This is a genomic window from Anoxybacillus kestanbolensis (assembly GCF_001996285.1).
Classification (GTDB): Bacteria; Bacillota; Bacilli; order Bacillales; family Anoxybacillaceae; genus Anoxybacillus; species Anoxybacillus kestanbolensis_A.
Window position 1 is genome coordinate 423302 of record NZ_MQAD01000005.1, and the last position, 25005, is coordinate 448306.

The following is a 25005-nucleotide window of genomic DNA, read 5'->3' on the forward strand; positions in this document are numbered from 1 at the left end:
AAATAATAATGGGACAGCGCTAGCAGCACCGTCCCCCTACTTCCCCCCACCCCTCCTCTCAAAGTACACATGCAACCGATACTCGCAAATCTGTTGCGTCCATTCGTATAGCATGTGTTCGTCTTCTGGCGCGATGGAGAAGTTGAGCGAGAAGATGTTATTCGCAAACGAAACAAGCCCGTTGGAACTGCCGCTCCATTTCGTCATCGGCATTTTGGCGATGAGTTTGGCGACCTTTTGCTCGTCGTATTGCCATAAGCGCTTCGTTTCCCCGTCGGAGAAGTCGATGCGTTTTCGGTATTCTTTTTCCGTCAAATATTGATGGAAAAATGGGGCGGCTTCGGTTGGCGTGATTGGCAAATGCCAGTGCGACGGCCCGCGGTTTAGCATCGCCTGCAAGACGACCATTTTGTAGCTTTTTGTCATCACTGTTCGCTCGACTTCGATAAGCCATGATTCGTACTTTAAAAACACTTCTTTTTCCCGCTCGGACAATTCGTCCGCCCAGTAAAGAAAGCCGACGTACGATTTGAATTCGTCCCTGTATTCTTTTGCTTCACTTCGTCCATGCAAATGAAGTTCAAGATATGTCGGACGGCGGCCGAGCTGTTGTTTTACGTCGTAATAGTCTACTAATAATTTTTCTTTGCGTGGTTGGCGTTTTCTGCGCATTTCTTCTAATAAATGAACGACGCGAACATCAAAGTCGACGACACATCCGTCTGGAACAACAGGAACCATAGATTTTCGTTTTTTTCTCTCTTCTTTTTGCGTATCGAATAAGGCGAGTTTCACATCGGCGTTGCGATAGTTTCCGATTAAATCGATAATGACACAATACTGTTTGGCTGGATGGAGACGCAAGCCACGCCCAACTTGTTGAGTGAAAATCGTTAATGACTCGGTCGGACGAACGAATAATAGCGTATCAACCGCTGGAATATCGACGCCTTCGTTAAATAAATCGACGGTGAAAATCGCGTCTAATTCGCCTTTTTCGAGTAGTTCAATCGCTTTCGTGCGCGTAATATGTACTTGTTTTGAATGCAAACTCACCGTACGGTAGCCGTGTTCGTTAAAATAATTGGCCAAAAAATCCGCTTGGCGAATGGAAGAACAAAACACGAGCGTTTTCGTTTGCTTATATTTCTCCCAAGCTCGCAAAATATTTTCTGCCATTTCTGTGCGCAACTGCGCCTGTAACAATTGTTCTTCATCGTAGCGGTTGCCGCGCCAGGCGATTTTCGTATAGTCGGTGTCATCATACACGCCATAATACCGAAACGGCGCAAGCCAGCCGCGCTGTACTGCTTCGATAAAATCAATACGGTACGCCACATTCCCGTCACAGAGCGCATATACGTCTTTATAGTCGTTGCGATCAGGGGTTGCGGTAATGCCGAGTAAAAATTTCGGATGGAAATACGCAAGCACTCGTTCATATGACTTCGCCGCGGCATGATGAAATTCGTCAATGACAATGAGATCAAACGCGTTTTCCGCAAATATTTCTAAATGTTTTTTCATGCTTAGCGTAAAAATCGACGCAAAGACGACATCGGCTTGCCTTTCTTTTATTTTGCCGTCGTAAATGCCAAACGTCTTATCGGAAAGCACTTGCGCAAACGACCGCTTCGCTTGATGTAAAATTTCTTCGCGGTGCGCTACAAATAGCACTCTTTGAAACTTTCGGGCGAAAAAAGCAGCTAAATACGTTTTACCTAGCCCTGTTGCCATAACGACCATCGCGCGATCGTATCCTTCCGCATACGTTGCTTCTAGCTGGGCGAGTGCTTCCACTTGCGCAAAACGTGGTTGAATGACTCCGTATGATGCTTGTTCATCATGAATGACTTCCATCTTTTCTGTCATTGCAATAGGAATCGTCAATTCTACTTCCTCTAGCTTCGTCCATTGTCGCACGAGGTTCGTATGACGTTGATGATAAATAGCATATTGTTCTTCATACTGTTGTAATGTTTCGGCATTCACTTGCACCGTTTGTTCGGCGTAAAAAAGCGTTAAAAATTCATTCATTACTTCGGCAAAGACGTTTTCTTCCACGCATTTATGCACGCCGATATTCCATTCTACACCGCTCGTTAACGCTGAACGAGATAAATTGGACGAACCAATAATAAAATACCCATCATCTTCATTCTCAAACAAATATGCTTTCGGATGGAAAGAAACGCCGTCACTTTTCCATAACCGCACTTCAATGTTTGGATGGATCGTGATAAGCTCGCGCAGAGCCTCGGGTTGTGTGACATATAAATAATCGCCCGCACAAATTTTAATATCGGCTCCCCGCTCCGCTGCACGTTGGAGCGGTTCTTTTATGACCTCCACGCCCGACTTCATCACAAACGACGTTAAAATATAAATTGTTGAAGATGTTTCGATATACTCGTTTAGCTTTTCGATCAAATGACGTTTAATAAACTCGACTTTACTCATCGTGTACCTCAATTAAGAAAATTTTCTCTTTAAACCCTCCTCGTTGTTCCGCTTTCGATGCACGAATGGCTTCGACTTGTTCCATCGTTGCCCCGTGACATTCAGCAAGCGCATGAATAATTTCCAATAAATCAGCTAGCTCTTCCACCGCTGTAACATCATCTGATGCATTCATATATTCCTCTAATTCCTCAAACGCTTTTTTTCGCAGTTCTTGGCGATATTCCTCATCACTTAATGTTCGCGTTGTAAATGTCTTCCCTGCTTCTTCAATAATTTTAGGAATCAAATCTCGAACCAATTTATTATAAACAGGCATCGTATCCTCTCCTCTACTTTTTCTTCATCTGTTACATATTTTACTAGAATTTTTTCATATATAAAAGAATCATCATAAAAAAGGAAAAACCGAGGATTTCTCCCTCGGTTTTCAATACTCCCCCTCTAACAACTCCCGCAATTCTTTCACATATTCCTCTGATCCGGTGATGATCATGCGGTCGCCGATGCGCATTTCGGTGTCGCCGTGTGGAACGATCGATTCGTGCCCGCGGAAAATGCGGACGATGATGCAATCGCCTAGAAATGGGAATTGGCGGAGAAGCACACCGTGATAAGCCAAGTTGTTCATTTCGATTTCGTGAAGTGCGATATCTCGTTGTGTTAACATATGGACGACGTTTGGTGATTCGATAAACGCTTTTAACATCGCTCCTGCTGAGAGGGCGAGGGAAATCGTTTCGACGTCTATGCTTTTTAGTTGTTGAACAACCGATGGTGACTCTGCGAAGGCGATGACGCGCGGGGTTCCTTGCTCTTTTGCCCACGTTGCGATTTGGGCGTTCGTCTGTTCGTTACCTGTTAAAACGACGACAACGTCAGCTGTTAGTGCCTCATGTGCTTGTAACGTTTCGAATGAATAATCATCGATATCGACAATTGGGAAAATGTGTTCCGTTTGTTCAATTTTATCTTGGCGAATATGGTATAGCGTTGTTTCATATTCATCCGGAGACAAATCACGAACAGCTGCAAGCGTAAATTGATTTGTACCAATCAATTTGACCATCTTTTTTCGTTCTTCTTTTTCCACGCGATACAGCTTTTTAAACATAATCGGTGAAACGACGCTCGTGAGCACAGCGACTAAAATCAAGGCGCCTTTCATATTTTCGTCAATCATCCCCATTCGCTCTGCGATCGTTGCCGCTGCGATAACAAGCGACAAAGTAGAAACGAGTAGAAACCCTGCCGCAAGCGTTGTATTGCGATCATACCAAATGCGCAATATGTACACCGGAACGACTTTAGAAATGACAAGTGCAACAAATAAAAGTGGAATAAGCAATAAAATATCGAATTGCGTAAACAATGGCCGAAGATCTAAATTGACACCGACCATTACAAAGAAAATCGGGATAAAAAAGCCGTAACCGAACGAATCGAGCTTATGAACGAAATCTTGATTTGGCGCCAGTAAAGAAACGAGAACACCGGCAAGAAACGCACCTAAAATATTTTCCGCACCAAGCGTTTCCGATAGCGCGACGAGAACGATAATCAACGCAAATACAGCGCGCGTGCCAATTTGAATCGTCCCTTTTGCCATCGTTTCGATAAACGAACGCTTTTTAAAATATTTACCTGCAAAGTAAAAAATAACACCAACAAGAAACAATCCAAGCAACAACCATACATTTCCGTGACTCGGATCATGCATCGATACAAATACAGCTAAAAGAACCATTGTTACTAAGTCCGCAATAACCGCAATTAATAAAATCGTTTGTCCAATCGTTGTTTTCATGAGTTGGGCATCTTTCAATGTTGGAACGACGACACCAAGCGAGATCGTTGAAATAATAAGCGTCATTAAAAAGGCGTTATCGATATAACCGAGCCAAACGAACATGTACGAAAGAGCGAGCGAAACGAGAAAAATGCCGAAAAATACAATAGAAGCGACGAAAAACGCATTTGGCTCTTTTTCTTCCTTCCCCTTCTTTTTGTTCGCAAAGGCAGAAAAATCGATTTCTAACCCACTTAAAAACATTAAAAACAAAAATCCTAATGTCGATAACGTCTCTAACCACATATCTTGTTCAACAATATTGAATCCCGTTTTTCCGATGATAATCCCTACAATAATTTCCGCCACAACGACAGGAATCATGTGCAGGCGAAAACGGTGCAATAAAAGTGGCGTAAGGAAAGCGGCAACAAGAACGATAACTAATGATGAAAGCGATGCATGCATCCTTCATTCCCCCTTCCAATCTTTTCACCCATTATATAAGTTTGTGAGCAAAGTTACAATTTTTTCGCATAAACGGGGCAAGATAAGAAAAAAGAAAGGAAGATGTATGATGAAACTTCACGGATTTAACAACTTAACGAAATCGCTTAGCTTTAATATGTACGATATTTGTTACACGACAAGCGCAAGCGAGCAGGAAGCATATATTGCATACATTGACGAAGTGTATAATGCCGATCGATTGACGAGTATTTTAAAAAATGTAGCCGATATGATCGGGGCGCATATTTTAAATGTCGCCAAACAAGATTACGTGCCTCAAGGGGCAAGTGTAACGATGCTTATTTCAGAAGGACCGATTGAAGTACCAAAAGAACAACCGCCTGTACCACAAGCGGTCGTTTGTGCGCTCGACAAAAGCCATATTACAGTACATACATATCCCGAATATCATCCGAACGATGGAATTAGCACGTTTCGGGCTGATATCGATGTCGCCACGTGTGGAGAAATTTCACCGTTAAAGGCGCTTGATTATTTAATTCGTTCATTTGAAACCGATATTATGATTATCGACTATCGTGTGCGCGGATTTACACGCGATATTTCTGGGAAAAAGTTATTTATTGATCACGATATTACATCGATTCAAAACTACATTCCTAACGACATTCGCAAACAATACGACATGATTGATGTAAACGTGTATCAAGAACATATTTTCCATACGAAGTGCAAATTGCGTGAGTTTGATTTAGATAGCTATTTGTTTGAGCTGTCAAAAGATCAACTGACTAAAGAAGAAATAGAAACCATTACACAAAAATTGCGCATCGAAATGGATGAAATTTTTTACGGAAAAAATATGACACCACCTAAGTGATGTCAATAAAAATGCAATGATATGTTGCGCGAATCAGTCCTTGTTCCGAAAAACGTTGTTCATATTCATGCATCATTGTTTTGAATACAGATGGTCGTTGGCAATAGCGACCCGACGTGCTATTTGTTGCACCGATGTGACGAAGTGATAAGAAGAAGTCACGTACAGATGGAAAATATTCAACTTCAAACTGTTCGTGTCCACGCGCTCGAATATGCATAGCGAGCCACTCGGAAAACGTCGGAAACGATGGGCCGATGCGAAGCGGCTCGTCAATTTGTTGAATGGCGAGCGCATACGCAAATGAGGTGTGCAACTCGTGAAACGTTCGGTCGCCAAATGTTGAAAAAAGAAGTTGTCCTCTTTCGTTTCGTTGTTTGGCGAGTTTGGCGATCGTTTGTTTTGGAGTCATAAGCCATTGAAACGTCGCGTTAGAAATAATGAGATCGTACGTTTCATGTAACTCAGCTTCTTCAATGTCTGCGCACAGCCATGTAATTGGTGCATCATTTAGCCTTTGTTTCGCTTTTTCAATCATGCCTGGAGCGATATCAACTGCTGTAAGTTTTGCCTGCGGATAAGCGTCATGTAACAGTTTCGTTAAATATCCCGTACCACAGCCAATTTCTAAAATCGTTTTAGGTGGATGATCGATGCGTTTTATTAATTCATGGGCCATCTTTTTTTGGACGTTCGCAAACTGATCGTATGTCGTTGCTCGTTCGCTAAATCGTTTTTGCATCAATTGTTTATCAATCATTTTTTCCACCGCCTAACCACGTTTGAATGTAATGGGCACACGTGCTTGGCTGTGTGACGTGCGGGGCGTGCCCGACATTTGGCATAAGCATGAACGTACAATGATTGGTTCGTTCATATACATATTGAGCGGCTTGCGGTGGACAAATGCGATCACGCTCTCCATGAATGAGTAGGAGTGGTACATCGATTTGTTGTAACTGATCCCGTACGTCTATCGTTAATAAGTAATCTAATCCTAGCAACAAGTCTGGGATATGATGATGCATATAACGGAACGGTTGCGCTTCTTCCTCGCCCCATAACATATCAATAAATGATTGTATTGTTTTTTCCGGTTGGCGCATTAATTGTGTCTTCATTCGTTCCACAACGCGTGCATGCCAGCCGATCGGATAATCGTCTGTCATCGTAAACCGGCTCGTCCCTCCGATGCATACGAGCGCTTGCACATGTTCATGCATAGCGAGCTGTAAAGCAACGAGCGAGCCAAGCGACCAACCGATCACAATCGACGGGACGGTTAAAGCGTCTTTTGCTTTCGCTAAAAAATGATTAACATCATGCATATGCTCCCATGCGACGACGGTAACATGGCTTGGCTGAAGAGCTTGAATAAGCGGGGTAAACACTTCTCCTTTCATTCCCCATCCCGGCAATAACAATATGTTCATACGATCAGCCCCATTTCTTTTCCGACTGCGGTAATTTCAGCAAGCGCCCAATCGAGTTGCTCTTTTGTCATCGTCGCCATAAGTGAGAAACGAAGGCGCGCCGTGCCGTCTGGTACCGTTGGTGGACGAATCGCAACCGCAACAATGCCACGTTCACGCAAGCGGACGCTAAAAGCAAGCGCTCGTTCGTTATCGCCAACGATAATTGGCACAATATGCGTCGTGCTTTGACCAATATCGAATCCCGCCTGTTGCAGATGCGTGCGAAAATAATCACTTAACGCATGTAAATGATGGCGCAATGATCGTTCTTGTTGTACGATCTCAATAGCTGTACAAATGGTGCCGAGCACGCTTGGAGGTAATGCGGTTGTGAAAATAAATGGACGCATCGTATTAATGAAATAATCAATAACGACTCGCTTTCCCGCCACATATGCCCCGTATGCGCCGAGCGCTTTACTGAACGTTCCCATATGTACGTCAATCTGTTCAGCAATCTCGTGTTCGTGAGCCATTCCTTGCCCTTTTTCTCCATATATACCGCTCGCATGTGCTTCATCAACGACAAGCATCGCACCGTATGTTTCTTTTAACGCGACGAGTTCGCGTAGCGGGGCAACGTCCCCGTCCATGCTGAAAATCGTGTCCGTCACAATAATTTTTCGTTTATGTCTTTCGGCTTTTTTTAATAGCGTTTCTAAATGATCCACGTCCGCATGGCGATAGCGTTTCACTTCCGCTCGGCTTAAAATCGCACCATCTACAATGCTGGCATGGTTCCATTTATCGCTAAAAATGACCGCATCCCGTCCTGCTAGGGAAGAAAGAATGCCGACGTTTGCTGTGTATCCGCTATTGACGATGAGTGCAGCTTCACACCCTTTCCAACGAACGAGCGCATCTTCTGCTTGTTCATATAGCGGATGGTTGCCAACAACAAGGCGTGAAGCCGTTGCTCCTACACCGTATCGTCTTGTGGCTTCCATGCTAGCGTGAATAAGCCGTTCGTCATGTGCAAAACCTAAATAGTTATTCGATGAAAAATTAAATAAGTGACGGCCATCGATATGTATAAAACATCCGTCGCTTTCTGCCTGAATCAACGTTCGTTTTTGCGCTTTTTCCGCAAGTTGTTCGATATGTATTTGCAATTCCTCCCACAACATACCTCTCCCCTTTTTGTAAACCTATAAAAAATAAAAGTTTACATTTATCGTATCATACGTTTATTTCTTTTTCCATAATAAATAAACAAAATAAGGAGCACCGATGATCGACACGATGACACCAGCAGGGAGGCCATCTGGTTCAATTAAATTGCGCCCAATCGTATCAGCAAGCAACAATAACGCACCACCCATCAGCATCGTCACAGGTAAACTTAACTCGTTTCGAGGACCAACAAGCGCCCGAGCAATATGTGGGGCCATTAAACCGACAAATGCGATACCGCCGGTGACGGAAACGGCCGATGCGGCAAGCGCCACCGCCGTCAATAGTAAAACGAGTCGTTCACGATCGAGCGATACGCCGATGCCAATGGCCACAGGATCATTCAATTGCAAAGCATTCAAGCGATGAGCTTTATATAAAACGAACGGAACGAGAATGATGAGCCACGGCAACAATGCGAGAACGAACGCCCAATCGAGCCCCCAAATACCTCCGGCTAACCATTTTGCAATAAAATCGACTCTCGTACGATCGGCTCCTGAAATAAGAACGATCATCAATCCCGAAAACGCCGTAGCAAAACCGATTCCAATTAACACGAGCCGAATCGGTTGAAGTCCTATTTGTTTATTGTACGACAACGTATAGATGAGAATCGCTGTAAGTAGCGCGCTGCAAAAAGCGACGAGCGGAATAAGGTAAGCAAATGATTGTGCTTGAATCGGAACAAATAAAAAGAACAAGGCGACACCAACACCTGCGCCCGCATTTATACCGATAACACCTGGATCGGCTAAGTCATTGCGCATCACAACTTGTAAAATGGCACCAGACAATGCTAATGCCACACCTGCAAGCAACGTAATAACGATGCGTGGCAAACGAATCGAAAACAAAATGAATTGCTCTTTAAACGTCCCGTCACCTAAAAGCACCGGAATGAGACGGTCGAAAGATAAAGAAGAATAGCCTGTTCCCATGCTGATGATCGTTATGAAGCAGATGAATATGAAAAGAACGAGCAAAATTATACGCTGTTTTTTTCGTAGCGGTGCAATCATAATCCTTTTTCCCCCTTACGCACGATGAAAAGAAAAAATGGAAGCCCCATGACAGCCACAACCGCGACGACGGGTGTTTCATATGGTGCGTGAATCATTCGTGCAATCGTATCGGCAAATAACATAAATGTCGCACCTCCGATCGCACTCATTGGCAAAATAAATCGATAATCCGTTCCAACAAACGAACGGACAAGATGTGGAATCATTAAACCGACAAATGCTAAATTGCCAACGAGCGCAACAGACGCACCAGCTAAAACGATGACGACGAAAAAGAGAATTGCTTTGACGCGCGTCAGTTGTTGGCCAAGCCCGACTGCTACTTCTTCGCTCATACTTAAAATTGTTAATTGACGACTTTGCCAAAAAGCGATAAGCATAGCCAAACAAATAAAAGGGGTAACGATTTTTAATTCGTGCCATGTCGTTCCCATCATACCGCCAGCTGTCCACATCGATACGTCTTTCGATACTTTATACAGAAGTCCGATCCCTTCTGCGACGGCGTATAAAAAAGTAGAAATGGCTGCACCAGCTAGGACGATCCGAAACGGTGAAAATTGTTTACCGCCCGCGCTAAAAACGAGCAAGCCTCCGAACGCAGCACCAGCAAAACAAGCGAGCACCGTTTGTATATAGTTTGTAGAAGGAAAAAAAGCAAACACGATCGCTAAAGCCGCATTCGCTCCTGCCGTTAGTCCAATAAGTCCCGGATCTGCAAGTGGGTTGCGCGTCATCCCTTGCATAATGGCTCCAGCAACGGCTAACGCTGCACCGACAACAACCGCGGCTACTTCACGCGGCAGGCGCACTTCGTGAATCATCGTTGCTATTTTGTTTGTTTCTGGCGCTGTGATCGCTAGCCAGACGTCTTTTATTGTCGTATCCGCCGCTCCGATCACAATGGCACAAACGAATGTCGTAATCAATAAAGTGAAAGCAAGTACAAATTTTTTCAGCATACGCATCCTCTCTTTTCTATTTACATAAAGAAAGAGGAATTCACGACGAACTCCTCTTTCTTTATATTACTCACCTAAAAAGTGCTTTTTGAAAAATTCAAGCTGATATTCTAATGTAATTGGGTCGTTAAAGTAAAATTCTTTCGCATTCGCTTCAAAAACACGATTATTTTTTACAGCCGGAATGTTTTTATATGTTTCTGTTTCTGTAAATGAAAGGTCACCATCTGCGTTTTTGCTGAAGATGACATAGTCTCCAGCAAATTGCGGAAGCACTTCAAGGGAAATCGCATAGTATCCGTCTTTCAATGCATGTTCTTCAACTGCTTTCGGCATTTTTAATTTCATTTCTTGATATAAAATTTCTGTACCACGACCCCAGTTATTGCCGAATACGTACAATTGCTTATCGAAGTTTTCAATGACCGAAACGGTTGCATTTTCACCAATTTTCGCACGAATTTCTTCGCCGGCTTGTTGAGCGCGCTTTTTAAAGTCATCGATCCATTGTTTCGCTTCTTCTTCTTTATTTAATAGTTTTCCAATTTCCAAATGTTGTGTTAAGTAATCCACTTTTCCGTACGTGTACGTGACGGTTGGGGCAATTTCTTTTAATTTATCTAAGTTTTTATTTGTTGACGCTGCAATAATTAAATCTGGCTCAAGCTCGATAATTTGTTCCAAACTTTCATCTGTTACTTCCTTTGCATCTTTCAAATACGGCTCATAACGAGGGTTCATTTTCGCCCAAGAGTCAACCCCAACAATCGGTACATCGAGCGCCATGACACTACCTGCTAAAAAGGAAGATAAAACGACAACGCGCTTCGGATTCGTAGGCACTTCGACTGGACCTGTTTCAGATTGATATGTCATTGTTTTTGGCTCGTTTGCTTCTTTTGCTTCCTTTTCTTGTTCTTTTTCAGCTGCTTGATTACCGCACGCACTCAAGATGAGCACGAACAAAAGTAGAATGGACATCATTCGCTTCTTCAACATGTTCTGCATCTCCTTTTATTAAATGGTATGTGATACACATCGGTTTGTTTGTTCGAGGGTCACGGCCAATTTCTGCGTCGATATGAAACACTTTTCGTAATACGTCGCGCGTCATCACTTGTTCGCACGTTCCTGCTTGAACGATTTTTCCGTCTTTCATCGCGATCATATAATCTGCAAAGCGTGCTGCTTGATTTAAATCATGCAACACCATAATGATCGTGCGCTTTTGTTCGCGGTTTAAACGTTGCAACAATTCGAGCACTTCTAATTGATGCGCCATATCTAAATATGTTGTCGGTTCATCTAAAAAAATGATATCGGTCTCTTGCGCAAGCGCCATCGCAATCCAGACGCGTTGTCTTTGACCACCTGATAGCGAGTCAACGGAGCGATGTTTAAATTCGATCGTTCCGGTCACTTCAAGCGCCCAATCGATGACTTCATAGTCGCGCTTCGTTAGCCGACCGAATCCTTTTTGGTATGGGAACCGTCCGTAAGAAACGAGCTCACCAACCGTCAATCCCCCCGGACTTTCTGGCGTTTGCGGTAAAATGGCCATTTTTTGTGCTAACAATTTCGTATGCTCTTGCGAAATTTGTTTTCCATCTAAAATGACCGCTCCTTCTTGATGGCGAATGATGCGTGTCATCGCTTTTAACAACGTCGATTTCCCGCAACCGTTTGGTCCGATAATCGTCGTTATTTTTTCATCTGGAATATGTACAGTTAACCGATCAACAATGACGCGTTCTCCATATCCGATCGAAAGTTGCTCTGTATACAACCGCGACATATGTTTACCCCCTCGAACATGTAGTCAACTAATCGGTATTGAGAATTAATATCAATACACATTGTAATTTACATGAATTGATTATCATTGTCAATGATTTTTTATAAAAGAACCAACTTCAATCGTGCGGAAGTTGGTTTTCGATATATAATGTTGTAAAAAGATCGGCAGGCACAGGCTTACCGAGGACGTATCCTTGAATTTCATCGCATTGTAACGAGCGAAGAATGTTAAGTTGTTGCAACGTCTCTACCCCTTCAGCAATAACACGTAGTTTTAAGTTTTTCGCAAGAACGATAATCGCTTTAACAACAGCGACGTCTTCTTTTTCTTCTGTTATGCCATCGATAAATGGTTTTGCAATTTTTAACCGATCAATCGGAAATTTACGCAAGTAACTAAGCGACGAATACCCTGTACCGAAATCGTCAATTGAAATGTGAACACCGAGTTGTTTCAATTGTTGTAATTTTTGAATCGTATACTGCTCATTAAATACAGCAACTCCTTCTGTAATTTCTAAATCGAGCTGATCTGGTAGCAATTGTGTTTGTTGTAAAACAGCACGAATATGTTCGACAAAATTTTCTTTTAAAAATTGTTTTGGGGAAATATTTACGCTCATACGCAACGATCGTCCATGTCGTTCGTTCCATATTTGTATTTGTCGACATGCTTCTTCAATCACCCATTCACCTATCGCGATAATTTGTCCCGTTTCTTCTGCAATCGGAATGAACATAGCTGGCGAAATCACGCCAAGCTTTGGGTGAATCCAACGAATAAGCGCCTCCATTCCGATTAACTCTCCTGTTTGTACATCAAATTGCGGTTGATAAAATAATGTGAATTGCTTGTTGTCGATCGCCTCATGAAGCGCAGTTTCAATCATCGTTTTTTGTAACACGACGCGATCCATTTCACCGTTAAAAAATTGATATTGATTTTTCCCTTGCTCTTTCGCACGATACAGCGCAATATCAGCATGTTTCATTAGCGTATCCACTGTTTCCCCATCGTACGGATATACTGCCACACCGACACTAAGCGAAATACGTATATCTAAATGTCGAATAGCGACAGGTTGTTGACTAATCGAGACGAGGCGATGAACAAAATGACGGAGTTCATCTACATGTTTAAACGGAGTAAAAATAATTGTAAATTCGTCCCCACCTTGTCGAGCAATGAAATCGGTTGGGCGAACGGTTTCTTTTAACAATCGTCCAACTTGGACAATTAATTCATCCCCAATTTGATGTCCGAAATAGTCATTAATTTGTTTAAAACGATCAATGTCGATAAAAATAACGGCAAAATAATGTTGTTGTTTTGCGCGAATTAATTCTTGCTCAAGCTTCACCACAAATGCTCGGCGATTGAAAAGCCCTGTTAAAAAATCATGATTAGCTTCATAAGTGAGCTGTTCGTTTAACTTCATTAGCTCACTTGTGCGTTTCGCTATCTTTTGTTCTAAATTGTCGTTTAATGTTTGAAGTTGTTGTAATAGCTGTCGGTTCTCTTTTAACATCATCCATTGACGCAGAAAAATACATCCGACCGCAAAAACAAGACATGTTATGACAATGCGGTCATTCGGATAAATAAAAGGGGCACATAGTAAAAGAAGAAAACATACATATGGGAACATAATTTTGATGGCGGAAGGTTGTTCGCTTTTTTGAAACGTCAAATGCCCATCTTTTGCATAGTAACCTGACAGTCCAATCATAAGCAAACTGAAAATCCATAACGGATCTAGCCATGAATTCGATTCATAATTGAATTGCACCATTTGTATGAAATAAACTGTATCTGTAAACACAAACAATCCGACACCGACCATATTCCATAGCCAAATGCGACGAACATTGGTCACAAAAAAAAGATGGAGAAGCAAAAACAACATAACAAGGTCTAAAAGCGGATAGGCAACTAAAACGGAAATGTATAAAATGCTCTCTTCTAAACGAATCATTGGCTCAACGATATAGATCCAACTATATGCCATCATGACACACATTACGATCGTAACATCTAACAATGACTGCCATACGACAACTAATTTACGTTGCTGCATGATGACATATAGCAACGCGATGATATACGCGAACGAATACAAAAGATAAAACACATCTGCGAAACTCGGAAAAGGCGGTTCTGTTTGAAACATCCATTCATATATGCGATAAATCATTTCAGCGATAAAATAACAAATCGAACCAATGGTCATCCATTTCCAAAATGTACGTTCATTTGTTTTCATACGAATAGAAGCTCTCCATAACAAAATGATCGCAAAAAGTATACCACCTAATGAAAAGAACGAACCAACCACCACTTCTATTTTCCCAAACATAACGAATAGTGCTACGTAATACATCATCACGTAGACGAAAACAACCCACTGCACGTATCTCCCTCCTTCCCCCCCCATCATATGCATGAAATAAAGAAACGACTAGGACAACTATCTGTCTTGTAAAATTGTTTTTCTTTTTATTGTTCATTTAGAACATTGTTTAATAAAAATAAAGAGAGCATAAATCAAGCGGTTTTCGACTAGGAAAACCGCTTCAATATGCGCGCAAGATTGCGGGCTTTCGTATATAAAAGAGCATGTGCTAATTGCATACATTGTTCTACTGTCATCGGTTTGGTTGCAATCGCATCACAAGTAACGAAATATTCATATAGTTTTTCAAACCCGTTACCGAGGCTACCGGACAATAAAAAAGCAGGAACATCATATTGTTTGGCCAATTGCCCAACATAAAACGGAACTTTTCCATATAGCGTTTGTGCATCACTTTGTCCTTCGCCTGTAATAACGATGTGCGCTCGTTTTATTTTTTCTGGCAGTTGCACCATTTCCCCAACAAGTTTTGCTCCAGAAATGAATGTCCCTCCAAGCAATAAAAAGGCAAAACCTAAGCCGCCTGCTGCTCCCGCTCCTGGCATATGTGCATATGAACGACCGATTTGCTGTTCGATTGTTTTTGCATACGTATATAGCCATGTATCTAACAGACGAACCGTTTCACGATCCGCTCCTTTTTGCGGTCCGAATATGTAAGATGCTCCGCGCTCTCCATAAAGCGGGTTATCGACATCACATGCAACAAGAAACTCGCTTTCGTATACACGTCGATCAACGGATGTCATATCGACATAGGCAATATGGGGCAAAGAAGACGGTATGGGGGGCAAATGTTCCCCTTTCTCATTCGTAAACGTTGCTCCAAGCGCACATAACATGCCGAAACCACCGTCATTTGTACTACTTCCGCCAAGTCCGATGACGAAACGGCGATACCCCGCATCAAGTGCTGCCGCGATCACTTCGCCCACACCATACGTGGTCGTATGAAGTGGGTTTCGCTTTTCATTCGGAACGAGTGGCAAGCCGATTACTTGGGCCACTTCAATGACAGCTGTATCGTGAACAACACCATATGCCGTTTGTCGCGTTTCAAAAAGAGGACCATGGGCTGTCACATACCGAACAGAACCGTTCGTTGCAGAAACGATCGCTCCCATCGTTCCTTCTCCCCCATCTGCCATCGGAACCGTAATGACAGTCGCTTCTGGGTACTCATGTTGAAACGCTTCTTTTATAATTGTGCATACTTCGTTCGCTAATAAACTTCCTTTAAACGAATCTGGCGCAAGAACAACATTCATCCGCTCACAACCTTTTTTAATCTATTTTTTCCGTCTTGTCGAGCAAACAAAACGGTCATGATCGTTCCACGTTCGCGCGAAAACGGCGCGCTTGTTACCATTCGTTCATAATCGCGATAAGGTGAACGATACAAATCAAATAAAAACGTTGTCTCATCAACCGAATCGATAAATACAATTTCCGCAAACCATTCCCCATTTACATACGAAAGTGGTGAGCCGTCTTTTCTTTCAAGCGAAATAAGCTTTTTCTCCCCATCTATTTCATAAAAAGCGACGCCAACATCATCCCCTGCACAAAAGCCAATAATCGGCTCGTTCGTTGTAAACGTAAGCGTCTCCCCTTTCACTTGCACATCAACTGTTCGTTCATAAGCACAAATAAATAGTCCTTCAATATAAAATAATTGTTGGTCACCACATTCCATAGGTCATTCCCTTTCTCGTTATGTTCCTTCCTTAATCATAATACAGGCGAAAATGTTTTCACAACATCCTTCGTTTTGTTAAAATGAGAGTATGCTTTACAACGAGGAGGAGTTGTTATGTTAGAAAAAAAGTTACAAAAATATGCTGAACTCGCTGTACGTGTTGGGGTTAACATTCAACCTGGACAAACGTTGTTTATTAACGCTCCGTTACCGTCTGCCCCACTTGTGCGCGAAATTGCTAAAAAAGCGTACGAAGCGGGGGCAAAACATGTGCATGTCGAGTGGAGCGATGAAGAAATCACGTACATAAAATTTAAACACGCACCAGAAGAAGCGCTTCATGAATACCCGTCTTGGCTTGCGAAAGGACGCGAGGAAGTCGCTGAAAAAGGTGGAGCGTTTTTAAGTATTTATGCACCGAATCCAGACTTATTAAAAGATATTGATCCTGCGCGCGTTGCTGCGGCGACGAAAGCGGCAAGCATGGCGCTGCAACATTACCGTAGTCGCCTAATGGCCGATCATAACTGTTGGTCTTTAATTGCTGTGCCGACGCCAGCATGGGCGAAAAAAGTATTTCCGAATATGAATGAAGACGAAGCGATCGCAAAATTATGGGACGTCATTTTCCAAGTGACACGCGTAGATCAAGATGACCCGATTGCGGCATGGAAAACGCATAACGAAAAATTAGCTCGCATCGTTGATTATTTAAATAACAAACAATATAAACAACTCATTTATGACGGACCTGGAACGAATTTAACCGTCGAGTTGCCAGATGGTCATGTTTGGGCTGGTGGCGCTGCAAAAAGTACAGACGGCATCGTATTTAACCCAAATATGCCGACAGAAGAAGTGTTTACAATGCCACATAAAGATGGAACGAACGGCGTTGTGCGCAATACAAAACCGCTTAACTACGGTGGAAATATTATTGATGGCTTTACGCTGACATTTAAAGATGGCAAAGTCGTTGATTTTACAGCGGAAGTCGGTTACGATACATTGAAACATTTGCTCGATACAGACGAAGGCGCACGCCGACTAGGAGAAATTGCGCTCGTCCCGCATCGCTCCCCGATTTCTCAATCGAATCTTGTTTTTTATAATACGTTATTTGATGAAAATGCTGCCTCGCATTTAGCGCTCGGCAAAGCATATCCGACAAATATTGAAGGCGGAACGAATATGCGCACGGAGGAGTTGCTTGCACGTGGTGCGAACGATAGTTTAGTGCATGAAGATTTTATGATCGGTTCGCATGAATTAAACGTCGATGGGGTTACAAAAGACGGTGTGCGCGAACCGATTATGCGAAACGGTGAATGGGTCATTTCGATTTAAAAATGTTGCGGCGTTTGTCCGCAACATTTTTTTCGTTCGCATATATTGGCAAAGAGAGGAGGAGCGGACGATGATAAAACAATTTATTGCCAATAGCGGCATACTTATTGCTGGTTTTTATTTAATTAGCAAATTTTTCCCCTCAACGATTCATAAACAATCCTCTGTTTATATGCGTCTACTTGCAGGCGCTTGTTGCGGTTTATTAAGCATCGTGCTTATGTTTTTTTCCATTCCGCTTGGACATGGAGTCATTGCAGACTTGCGCCACGTTCCGCTCGTTGTCATTAGCTACTATGGTGGCATGCCGAGCGCTCTAGCGGCAGGTATCATCATGGGGGCAGGACGATTTTTATTCGGAAATATGTCCGCGTCAATCGTTTCTTTTTTTATTTCTGTTGCGATTGCGATCGGTTGTGGATTCATAAGTCGCTGGATGAAACGGCATATCATAACAACAACTTTTTGGATGAACACCTACAGCATGGCACTCATTTCATTTGCTTTGTTTGTTAATATCCCAGATCACGATATTTACACGCAAACGTTATTCACTTTTTGGCCTATCTCCATTATTGCGACATATGTCACTTCTAATATTTGTAAAGATATTCGCCAATCAAAAGAAATGTTGCAACATTATAAAGCATGGGCAACGACTGATTTTTTAACCGGGCTTTATAACGTGCGGCAGTTTCATACGTTATTGCGCGAAAACATCGCAAAAGCAAACGAACAACAAAGCTGTTTGGCGCTTATTTTATTTGATATTGACCGCTTTAAATACATTAATGACTCGTATGGACACGATGGCGGAGATGTTATTTTACGTCATCTCGGGGAACTCATTCGCTCGCTCGTCCCAAAAAACGGTTTCGCGTTTCGCAACGGCGGAGAAGAATTTTCAATTTTACTTCCAACTTGTGAGCGTGAAGCGATGACGTTTGCTGAACATATTCGAACAACGATTGAACAACATTCGTTTTTCGTGCAACAACAGACAGTGCATATTACGATTTCCATCGGTATTTCTGTTTTTCCAATGCTTGCAACAAATGAATCAGAGCTGTTTAAGCAAGCAGATATCGCTTTATACGAAGCGAAACAACAAGGACGAAATCGCACCGTTGTATATAAAAAGGAATACTTGCATGAAACGTAAAACTATACGACAATAAAAGTAAAAACAATTAAAGGAGCGACAAATATGAAACAACGGTCGAAGTTACTTATTAGCATCGTTGCGGCTGTTACATTGCTTTCCGCTTGCAACGAACAAACAACTGCGCCAGCAAAACAGCCTGTTGCAAATGAAGAGCAACAAAAAAAACAAGCACCGCTTGAATTGACACCTGTTGAAAGTACAAATCAACCGTTTACGATTTCATTATTACCGAAGTTTAGTTTAGAGGCAGAAGAGCCAGGAAAAGATGTCGTCATGCATGAAAGTGAGCAAGAGCAATGGATGCGCATTGAACTTTTGCCAAAAGAGGCGAAAGAGCAAATGGAAACGTACGCAAAAGAACGGGCTATGGCTGTCTCTGAGGAAGCTACTCCGTTTGAAGGGACATTGCCGTTTGAAGATGCTATTGTATACGAAGCATCTGTCGATAATAGTGTCGTATATATTATTGGCGTAACAGAAGATGCACCGATGTTTTTAACGGTGTTTACGAAAAAAGAAGATAATTGGCTTGACCGCTTTATGACGATGGCAAAAACGATTCAACAGACCGAAACGGAAACGAGTGAACAACCGAACGAATCATTTTTCACATACAAAAGTAGCAATCAGCCGTTTCAAGCAAACATTTTAAACGGTTATCAAGCCGAAGCGGTCGAACCGGGCAAAGATATGATTTTTCTCGACGAAGAAAAAGCATCGATGACAGTAGAACTTATTGATGATGGTGCGGACTGGTCGTTAATCGAGGAACAAGCAGAACAGTACGTAAAGGCAAGCAGTAAAGACGGCACAGTCGAAAAAGTAACGTGGACAAAAGGAACGCTTTTAAACGGAGCGGACGTATATAAAAGTGCCATTACAGATGGAGAAGTATATGTATTTGTTGTAAAGAGCGGAACGCCGATGCGACTCACCATTTTCGTTCAGCAAGCTGATGGGTTAGACCCGTTTTTGCAAATGGCAGAAACGATTAAACGTATTGACTGAGGAGGGTTTTCATGGAGCTATTAGAAGCATATCGATCATTATGGTCAAACCGTTCGTTGCCTGCCACAGAAAACAATGCAGAAACTGTCCTATACGATGCGATTCGCCGCGATTTATTAGATGAAATGACACATCCTCGTTTGAGAAAATCGCCTTACGAAAAATTTTCATTGGCGCTCAAGCGCATTGCGTCATCATCGCTCGATGCGAAACAACAATACGAACTCGTCCGTTTATACGTACAACAGCTTGAAAACTTGCCTTCCCGCTAAGGCAAGTTTTTTTGTATAACATCTCGTCATTTGCACAAAATACGTAGCGAATATAATACGAGGAGGTTTTTCGATGGATCCGTTTCGTTCATTAGATGTGATGCGACGAGATATAGAACGTATGTTTTCTAGCTTTCCTTCCCTTTTTTCGCACGTAGATGATGTGTTTCGTATGCCTCGCGTCGATGTGCATGAAAATGAAAAAGAAATGATTGTGACGTGCGACATTCCGGGGTTAGAGCGAAAAGAAGACGTCGATATTCATATCGATCATCAAACGTTATCGATTAGCGGACACGTGCGCCGACAACACGACGTACACGATGAACATATGCATCGGCAAGAGCGGTTTTATGGGCGATTTCATCGTACCATTCCCCTTCCCTCCCCTGCCGCACATGAACATGTACAAGCATCATATAAAAATGGTGTGCTTGAAATTCGTATTCCGAAAGCGCAGGCTGATGGAAAAAAACGAATTGACGTACAATTTCATTGACACCGGCACGATCGCCGGTGTTTTTTTGAAACTTTTATGCGGTTCACACGTATGTATGCATGAGGTGAAAGAAATGGATGACAAATCGTTTTTAATCGAGCAACTTCATCTTATTGAACAATGGGAAAAAGAACAAAAGCGCATTTGGTTTTGGGAAAAAATAAGCCGTTTGCCTTTTGTTTTACTTGATCGATTGACCCCGGCGTGGATACATAAAAAAATGGCGCAATTGCTTGATGAGCTTGGCCAATATATTCAAACAGGCGGACAATATTTAGTAAATAAAGAAACCGTTTTATCAACGTTTTATGGAGTGCCAACGCTACACGCTGTTCGTTCGATTCCTTTACAACGGATGAATGAAGCGTGTGAAACATTAATTGCGAAACGTAAAACGTTTGCGATGTATCAAGGGGCAACGACAGGATTGGGTGGGGCGTTTACGTTGCTTCTCGATGTTGCTGTCGTTTTAGGCACCGCTTTAAAAACGTTGCAAGAAATTGCGATCGTATACGGATTTGATCCACATGAAAAAGAAGAACGATTGTTTATCGTCAAATGTTTACAATTTGCGCTTGCTGACGTCGTTGGCAAGCAAGCGATATTAAATGAATGGACAGCAAAAAATGAACGACAAACGATGTCACAATTACAAGGATGGCGCGAAATCGTTTGGGCGTTTCGCGACCAGTACGGTTGGAAAAAGTTGTTTCAATCCGTTCCGATTGTAGGAATGTTATTTGGAGCATGGACAAATCAAACGATGATTCACGACATTGCTGAAGCAGGTGCAATGTTTTATCGTAAACGACGCATTATAGAAAGGTTGGAAGAAATAGAAAAGGCGGGAGCCCCCGCCTAACGTTACGCTTCATCGCAAGGAATGACGGCATCATGAAGCGCCATGTTTACTTGTTGTTCATATCGGTTTCGTTCTTCTTCTGTCCAATGAAAATATGACTGCATAAGTGCAATGACGGCATCTTTTATTTCGCGAACCGTATGAATGCCGAAAAAGAGCGCCCCGGTACGTCGAATGAAAAAGTCAAGCGGCGTAACGGTCATTTCGTGTTCGAGCGCATAGATGCACATCACATACCAATCGAGCGGTAGCGATACGTTATTAGGATCATACGTACGAGCTAATGCAAATAAACGATCGGCATTCGTACCGTATCGCTGCACGAGCTGTTTTGCTTCTTTTTCTGTAAACCCGTAAGCAAGCCCTTCAGTTACTTTTTCGGATAGAAACGTATGCCATCGGCTCGCACCACCGATGTCTCCACCAGAAATTGGTAAATGTTTCGTTTGGCAAGGCGGATACGCCCCATCTAACTGTTTAGCAATAAGGTCAACAACCGTTTCCGCCATTTTGCGATAGCCAGTTAACTTTCCTCCTGCAATCGTAATGAGACCAGACGGGGATTGCCAAACTTCGTCTTTGCGGGAAATTTCAGACGGATCTTTCCCTTCTTCATAAATGAGCGGACGAATTCCAGCCCAGCTTGATTCAATTTGTTGTTCCGTCAAATGAACGGACGGAAACATGTAATGAATGGCACGTAATAAATAGTCGCGATCTTCACGCGTCATTTTCGGATGAGCGCGGTCTCCTTCGTAAAACGTATCTGTTGTTCCCACGTACGTTTTTCCTTCACGCGGAATGGCAAATACCATCCGACCGTCAGGCGTATCAAAATATACCGCTTGCTTAAGCGGAAAATGTGCTTGGTCGATGACGATGTGTACGCCTTTTGTTAAACGCAATTTTTTTCCGACATGTGAGCCGTCTTTTTCACGCAGTACATCCACCCATGGACCTGCTGCATTCACTATTTTTTTCGCATAGATCGTAAATGTTTTTCCTGTCGTTTGCTCGCGACACATCACGCCATGGATGCGCCCGTTTTTATCGTACAAAAACGACTCCGCCTTCACGTAGTTGACAGCATGCGCCCCGCATTCTACTGCTTTTTTAATAACTTCAATCGTCAAACGTGCATCATCTGTGCGATACTCAACATAATACCCGCCACCGAGCAGTCCATCTTGTTTAATTAATGGTTCTTTTTGTAACGTTTCATGCGCGGATAACATCGTTCGCCGCTCTTCTTTTTTAACGCGTGCTAAATGATCATATACCCATAATCCAATCGACGTGCTCCATTTCCCGAACGTGCCGCCGCGATGAATCGGCAATAACATCCATTCCGGCGTCGTCACATGAGGACCGTTTTCATATACGATGGCTCGCTCTTTCCCGACTTCTGCAACCATTTTCACTTCAAACTGTTTTAAGTAACGTAAGCCCCCGTGAACGAGCTTCGTTGAACGACTCGATGTTCCAGCGGCGAAATCTTGCATCTCAATCAATGCTGTTTTCATGCCGCGCGTCGCTGCATCGAGCGCAATGCCACAGCCGGTAATTCCCCCGCCAATAATCAGCACATCGTACGTCGTTTGGCTCATTTCTTCTATCATTTGCAGTCGTCTTTTTGCTGAAAACATCATCATTCCCCCTTGTAAAAACAAAAAGAGACCAAAACAAGCACAATAAGTTTTACTCATTATGCATGTATGGTCTCTCTTCGTCTCTTGACATGTATGAACTTTAGTTTCATTGTATCATATGTGTGGAAAAAGGCAACTGTTTTGCACAAAAAGCCATTTGATGGCTGAACGTGGTTTACATAAGCTAATATTCATTCCTCTTTCTTTATATTTGTTGACGATTTTTTTCACATTTGGTCGTTCATTTTTCTTTCGTTTTCTTTGCACACGCTCTCTTCCTTTCTCATCTCTTTTACATATTTACGAACCACAACATAAAAGGTTTCGCGAACAATTTATTTTTTCCTGCATATATTACGAACAAACGTATGTCATAAGGAGTGATATTGATGAAAAAAGATTTGTCTCATATACTTGATTCATTTTTTGATGATCGATCATTGAAAAAACTGTTGCACACGCTTGATGAATATGTGCATCGTACATTTTCACCGATCTATATCCCGATCGATGTACGTGAAACGAATGAAGAATACGTCATTATCGCCCATCTTCCGAATGCGACACGCGATAGCGTCCATCTGCAGTTTATAGACAATACACGTCTATTGTTGTCGGTTATTTATGATGAGCAAATAGAAACGATTGATGATGAAAAGAAATTCGTTCAGCGCAAACGCACGTATGAACGAGCGACAAAATCGATTTTTCTTCCTTATCCTGTAAGTGAATCAGACATTCAAGCATCATTTCAAGATGGCAAACTGATCATTCGTCTTCCACAGAGAAAAACATTTATCCCCATCGAATAAATGCACGAAAAAACGCAAACGTTACAATTTAAACGTTTGCGTTAATCCTTTTACAAGACCGCTCATCTGGTTCATCACTTGCACCACCTGCCCCATCGTATTCATCATTTTTGTGATGTCATACGTTCCCTCTTTTGTTTTAAACTGCTCAAGCAAGCTTGGCGGTTTCGGGGCAGGAACGAATGGAGACATCGGCGGTACAAAAGGAGAAGCCGCTGGCGGAGCGAATGGAGACATCGATGGTGCAACAGGGGGAACGACTGGCTGAGTTGGAAACGACACCGGTTGAGAATAGTATGGATAATAGTTCACTGGTGGAATATGTGGCATTTGCATCGTAGGCCACGATTGATACATATGTTTTCATCTCCTTTCATTACATCGTATTCGCTTGAGGTAAAATGGTTCGTGACTAATCATGTCAATCGATGTCGGAATTCTCAATTTTTTGAATTTAGCATGTCGTCTTTTTTTATGTTATGATAAATGGAAAAGGGGGAGGGAATAATTATGACAATCATTGAATTAAAAAACAAATTTATTGCGACAAAGCAATATGAACCGATCGATGCGAACGAACTGCTTGATTTTGCGCGTCAACTTTACTTGCGCAACGAATTGCCACTCGGCGCATACCGCCATCTTGTTCGCGATTTAGAGGCGCTTGGAGCATACAAACCCGATGATGAGCGAGTCGAGCAATATTCAGGAAGCATTGAATGATTAGTTCCCTTTTGTGCCATGCTAAGTAAGACGTTAGCATGACAAAGGAGGCATCTGTGAAAATGGGTCGAGGTGTTCATTTTCATCATAAGAAAAAAGGGCATGAAAGCGAGAAGCCAAAACATGGCGAATCGGCACCATCGAAGCAACGTGAAGTAGTCGACTATGCCATTGACACCGTAGGAAATGGAGAGCATCGTCCAGTTACAATTGAGCGTGTGAAAGAATAAAGGTGGCACCATTTGCCACCTCTTTTATATTGCCGGAGCGAACGTATACGTTTCTTTTTTTTCAATTTGCTGTTCGATGTTGTCGAGTTGGCGTTCGATATGTTGTAAACGATCTTGTTGCATATCGTAATGCGTAGCCATTTGTTCTGCCGTACGCTCTTTTAATTTATTTTCTAACTGTTCAATTTCATCAAACAACTGTTGTAGTTGCATTTGAATATGCTCCATCCTCCAACTCCCCTTTCGTCCTTTGCCATACATATTCTCCATCCACTACCTCTTCCCTTCTCACT

General features: G+C 42.5%; 26 protein-coding genes. 10 read left to right on the plus strand and 16 right to left on the minus strand.

Annotation, left to right across the window (positions count from 1 at the left end):
• Positions 1-36 precede the first annotated feature (36 nt).
• The 3 genes from BO219_RS04460 to BO219_RS04470 all read right to left on the minus strand — a co-directional run bounded on the left by BO219_RS04460 (position 37) and on the right by BO219_RS04470 (position 4717).
• A complete protein-coding gene (locus BO219_RS04460) occupies positions 37-2460 on the minus strand; it encodes a DEAD/DEAH box helicase family protein (protein ID WP_077428563.1) in 2424 nt (807 codons plus the stop codon).
• Complete coding sequence (locus BO219_RS04465) at positions 2453-2779, minus strand: nucleoside triphosphate pyrophosphohydrolase (protein ID WP_077428564.1); 327 nt, start codon at positions 2777-2779, stop codon at positions 2453-2455. Before BO219_RS04465 ends, BO219_RS04460 begins: the two co-directional genes overlap by 8 nt.
• A gap of 111 nt (positions 2780-2890) precedes the next feature.
• Positions 2891-4717 (minus strand): monovalent cation:proton antiporter family protein, encoded by a 1827-nt coding sequence (locus BO219_RS04470; RefSeq protein WP_077428565.1) that lies wholly within the window; start codon positions 4715-4717, stop codon positions 2891-2893.
• 109 nt (positions 4718-4826) lie between these two features.
• Here BO219_RS04470 and speD point away from each other — a divergent pair, with 109 nt between their 5' ends.
• A complete protein-coding gene (speD, locus tag BO219_RS04475) occupies positions 4827-5600 on the plus strand; it encodes an adenosylmethionine decarboxylase (protein WP_077428566.1) in 774 nt (257 codons plus the stop codon).
• On the opposite strand, the gene bioC is transcribed toward speD, so the two are convergent.
• From bioC to BO219_RS04525, 10 genes are all read right to left on the minus strand, one after another.
• On the minus strand, positions 5593-6360 hold the full coding sequence (gene bioC, locus BO219_RS04480) for a malonyl-ACP O-methyltransferase BioC (protein WP_004889989.1): 768 nt from the start codon (positions 6358-6360) through the stop codon (positions 5593-5595). The two genes, speD and bioC, sit on opposite strands and share 8 nt — an antisense overlap.
• Positions 6353-7033 carry an alpha/beta fold hydrolase gene (locus BO219_RS04485; RefSeq protein ID WP_077428567.1) on the minus strand — a complete coding sequence of 227 codons (681 nt, stop codon included), beginning with the start codon at positions 7031-7033 and terminating at the stop codon, positions 6353-6355. Before BO219_RS04485 ends, bioC begins: the two co-directional genes overlap by 8 nt.
• The gene (gene bioF / locus BO219_RS04490) at positions 7030-8202 is read right to left on the minus strand and encodes an 8-amino-7-oxononanoate synthase (RefSeq protein ID WP_064214298.1); all 1173 of its coding nucleotides are present in this window, start codon (positions 8200-8202) and stop codon (positions 7030-7032) included. The genes BO219_RS04485 and bioF overlap by 4 nt, the downstream gene beginning before the upstream one ends.
• Positions 8203-8262: 60 nt before the next feature.
• The gene (locus tag BO219_RS04495) at positions 8263-9270 is read right to left on the minus strand and encodes a FecCD family ABC transporter permease (protein WP_004889976.1); all 1008 of its coding nucleotides are present in this window, start codon (positions 9268-9270) and stop codon (positions 8263-8265) included.
• A complete protein-coding gene (locus BO219_RS04500) occupies positions 9267-10241 on the minus strand; it encodes a FecCD family ABC transporter permease (RefSeq protein WP_077428568.1) in 975 nt (324 codons plus the stop codon). The genes BO219_RS04495 and BO219_RS04500 overlap by 4 nt, the downstream gene beginning before the upstream one ends.
• Before the next feature lie 60 nt (positions 10242-10301).
• Positions 10302-11234: an iron-hydroxamate ABC transporter substrate-binding protein gene (locus BO219_RS04505; RefSeq protein WP_375153712.1), complete on the minus strand. Its 933-nt coding sequence runs from the start codon at positions 11232-11234 to the stop codon at positions 10302-10304.
• The gene (locus tag BO219_RS04510; RefSeq protein ID WP_006319574.1) at positions 11170-12030 is read right to left on the minus strand and encodes an ABC transporter ATP-binding protein; all 861 of its coding nucleotides are present in this window, start codon (positions 12028-12030) and stop codon (positions 11170-11172) included. The genes BO219_RS04505 and BO219_RS04510 overlap by 65 nt, the downstream gene beginning before the upstream one ends.
• A gap of 118 nt (positions 12031-12148) precedes the next feature.
• Entirely contained in the window at positions 12149-14443 is a 2295-nt protein-coding gene (locus BO219_RS04515; protein WP_077428569.1) for a putative bifunctional diguanylate cyclase/phosphodiesterase, read from the minus strand.
• A gap of 149 nt (positions 14444-14592) precedes the next feature.
• Positions 14593-15714, minus strand: a complete 1122-nt coding sequence (locus BO219_RS04520) for a glycerate kinase (RefSeq protein WP_077428570.1) — start codon at positions 15712-15714, stop codon at positions 14593-14595.
• Positions 15711-16142 (minus strand): hypothetical protein, encoded by a 432-nt coding sequence (locus tag BO219_RS04525; RefSeq protein WP_077428571.1) that lies wholly within the window; start codon positions 16140-16142, stop codon positions 15711-15713. The genes BO219_RS04520 and BO219_RS04525 overlap by 4 nt, the downstream gene beginning before the upstream one ends.
• 117 nt (positions 16143-16259) lie before the next feature.
• On the opposite strand from BO219_RS04525, the gene BO219_RS04530 reads away from it, so the two are divergent.
• The 6 genes from BO219_RS04530 (at position 16260) to BO219_RS04555 (ending at position 21298) form a co-directional block, all read left to right on the plus strand.
• The gene (locus BO219_RS04530; RefSeq protein WP_077428572.1) at positions 16260-17492 is read left to right on the plus strand and encodes an aminopeptidase; all 1233 of its coding nucleotides are present in this window, start codon (positions 16260-16262) and stop codon (positions 17490-17492) included.
• Between the two features lie 70 nt (positions 17493-17562).
• Complete coding sequence (locus tag BO219_RS04535; protein ID WP_077428573.1) at positions 17563-18654, plus strand: diguanylate cyclase; 1092 nt, start codon at positions 17563-17565, stop codon at positions 18652-18654.
• A 45-nt stretch (positions 18655-18699) separates the two neighbouring features.
• On the plus strand, positions 18700-19665 hold the full coding sequence (locus BO219_RS04540) for a hypothetical protein (RefSeq protein ID WP_077428574.1): 966 nt from the start codon (positions 18700-18702) through the stop codon (positions 19663-19665).
• 11 nt (positions 19666-19676) lie between these two features.
• Positions 19677-19937 (plus strand): hypothetical protein, encoded by a 261-nt coding sequence (locus BO219_RS04545; protein WP_012574780.1) that lies wholly within the window; start codon positions 19677-19679, stop codon positions 19935-19937.
• A 73-nt stretch (positions 19938-20010) separates the two neighbouring features.
• Positions 20011-20436, plus strand: a complete 426-nt coding sequence (locus tag BO219_RS04550; protein WP_077428575.1) for an Hsp20/alpha crystallin family protein — start codon at positions 20011-20013, stop codon at positions 20434-20436.
• Between the two features lie 73 nt (positions 20437-20509).
• A complete protein-coding gene (locus tag BO219_RS04555; protein ID WP_077428935.1) occupies positions 20510-21298 on the plus strand; it encodes an EcsC family protein in 789 nt (262 codons plus the stop codon).
• Positions 21299-21300: 2 nt separating this feature from the next.
• Here the strand turns inward: BO219_RS04555 and BO219_RS04560 are convergent, their stop codons facing one another.
• Positions 21301-22947, minus strand: coding sequence for a glycerol-3-phosphate dehydrogenase/oxidase (locus tag BO219_RS04560; protein ID WP_143271269.1), 1647 nt, complete (start codon positions 22945-22947; stop codon positions 21301-21303).
• A 389-nt stretch (positions 22948-23336) separates the two neighbouring features.
• On the opposite strand from BO219_RS04560, the gene BO219_RS04565 reads away from it, so the two are divergent.
• Positions 23337-23759, plus strand: coding sequence for an Hsp20/alpha crystallin family protein (locus BO219_RS04565; protein WP_077428577.1), 423 nt, complete (start codon positions 23337-23339; stop codon positions 23757-23759).
• 21 nt (positions 23760-23780) lie between these two features.
• Here the strand turns inward: BO219_RS04565 and BO219_RS04570 are convergent, their stop codons facing one another.
• Positions 23781-24116, minus strand: coding sequence for a YppG family protein (locus BO219_RS04570; protein WP_077428578.1), 336 nt, complete (start codon positions 24114-24116; stop codon positions 23781-23783).
• A gap of 153 nt (positions 24117-24269) precedes the next feature.
• Between BO219_RS04570 and BO219_RS04575 the strand changes: the two genes are divergently transcribed.
• Positions 24270-24482 carry a YppF family protein gene (locus tag BO219_RS04575; RefSeq protein WP_012574773.1) on the plus strand — a complete coding sequence of 71 codons (213 nt, stop codon included), beginning with the start codon at positions 24270-24272 and terminating at the stop codon, positions 24480-24482.
• A 56-nt stretch (positions 24483-24538) separates the two neighbouring features.
• Positions 24539-24712 carry a hypothetical protein gene (locus tag BO219_RS14540; protein WP_158074588.1) on the plus strand — a complete coding sequence of 58 codons (174 nt, stop codon included), beginning with the start codon at positions 24539-24541 and terminating at the stop codon, positions 24710-24712.
• Between the two features lie 24 nt (positions 24713-24736).
• Here the strand turns inward: BO219_RS14540 and BO219_RS04580 are convergent, their stop codons facing one another.
• Complete coding sequence (locus BO219_RS04580) at positions 24737-24940, minus strand: hypothetical protein (protein ID WP_006319523.1); 204 nt, start codon at positions 24938-24940, stop codon at positions 24737-24739.
• Positions 24941-25005 lie beyond the last annotated feature (65 nt).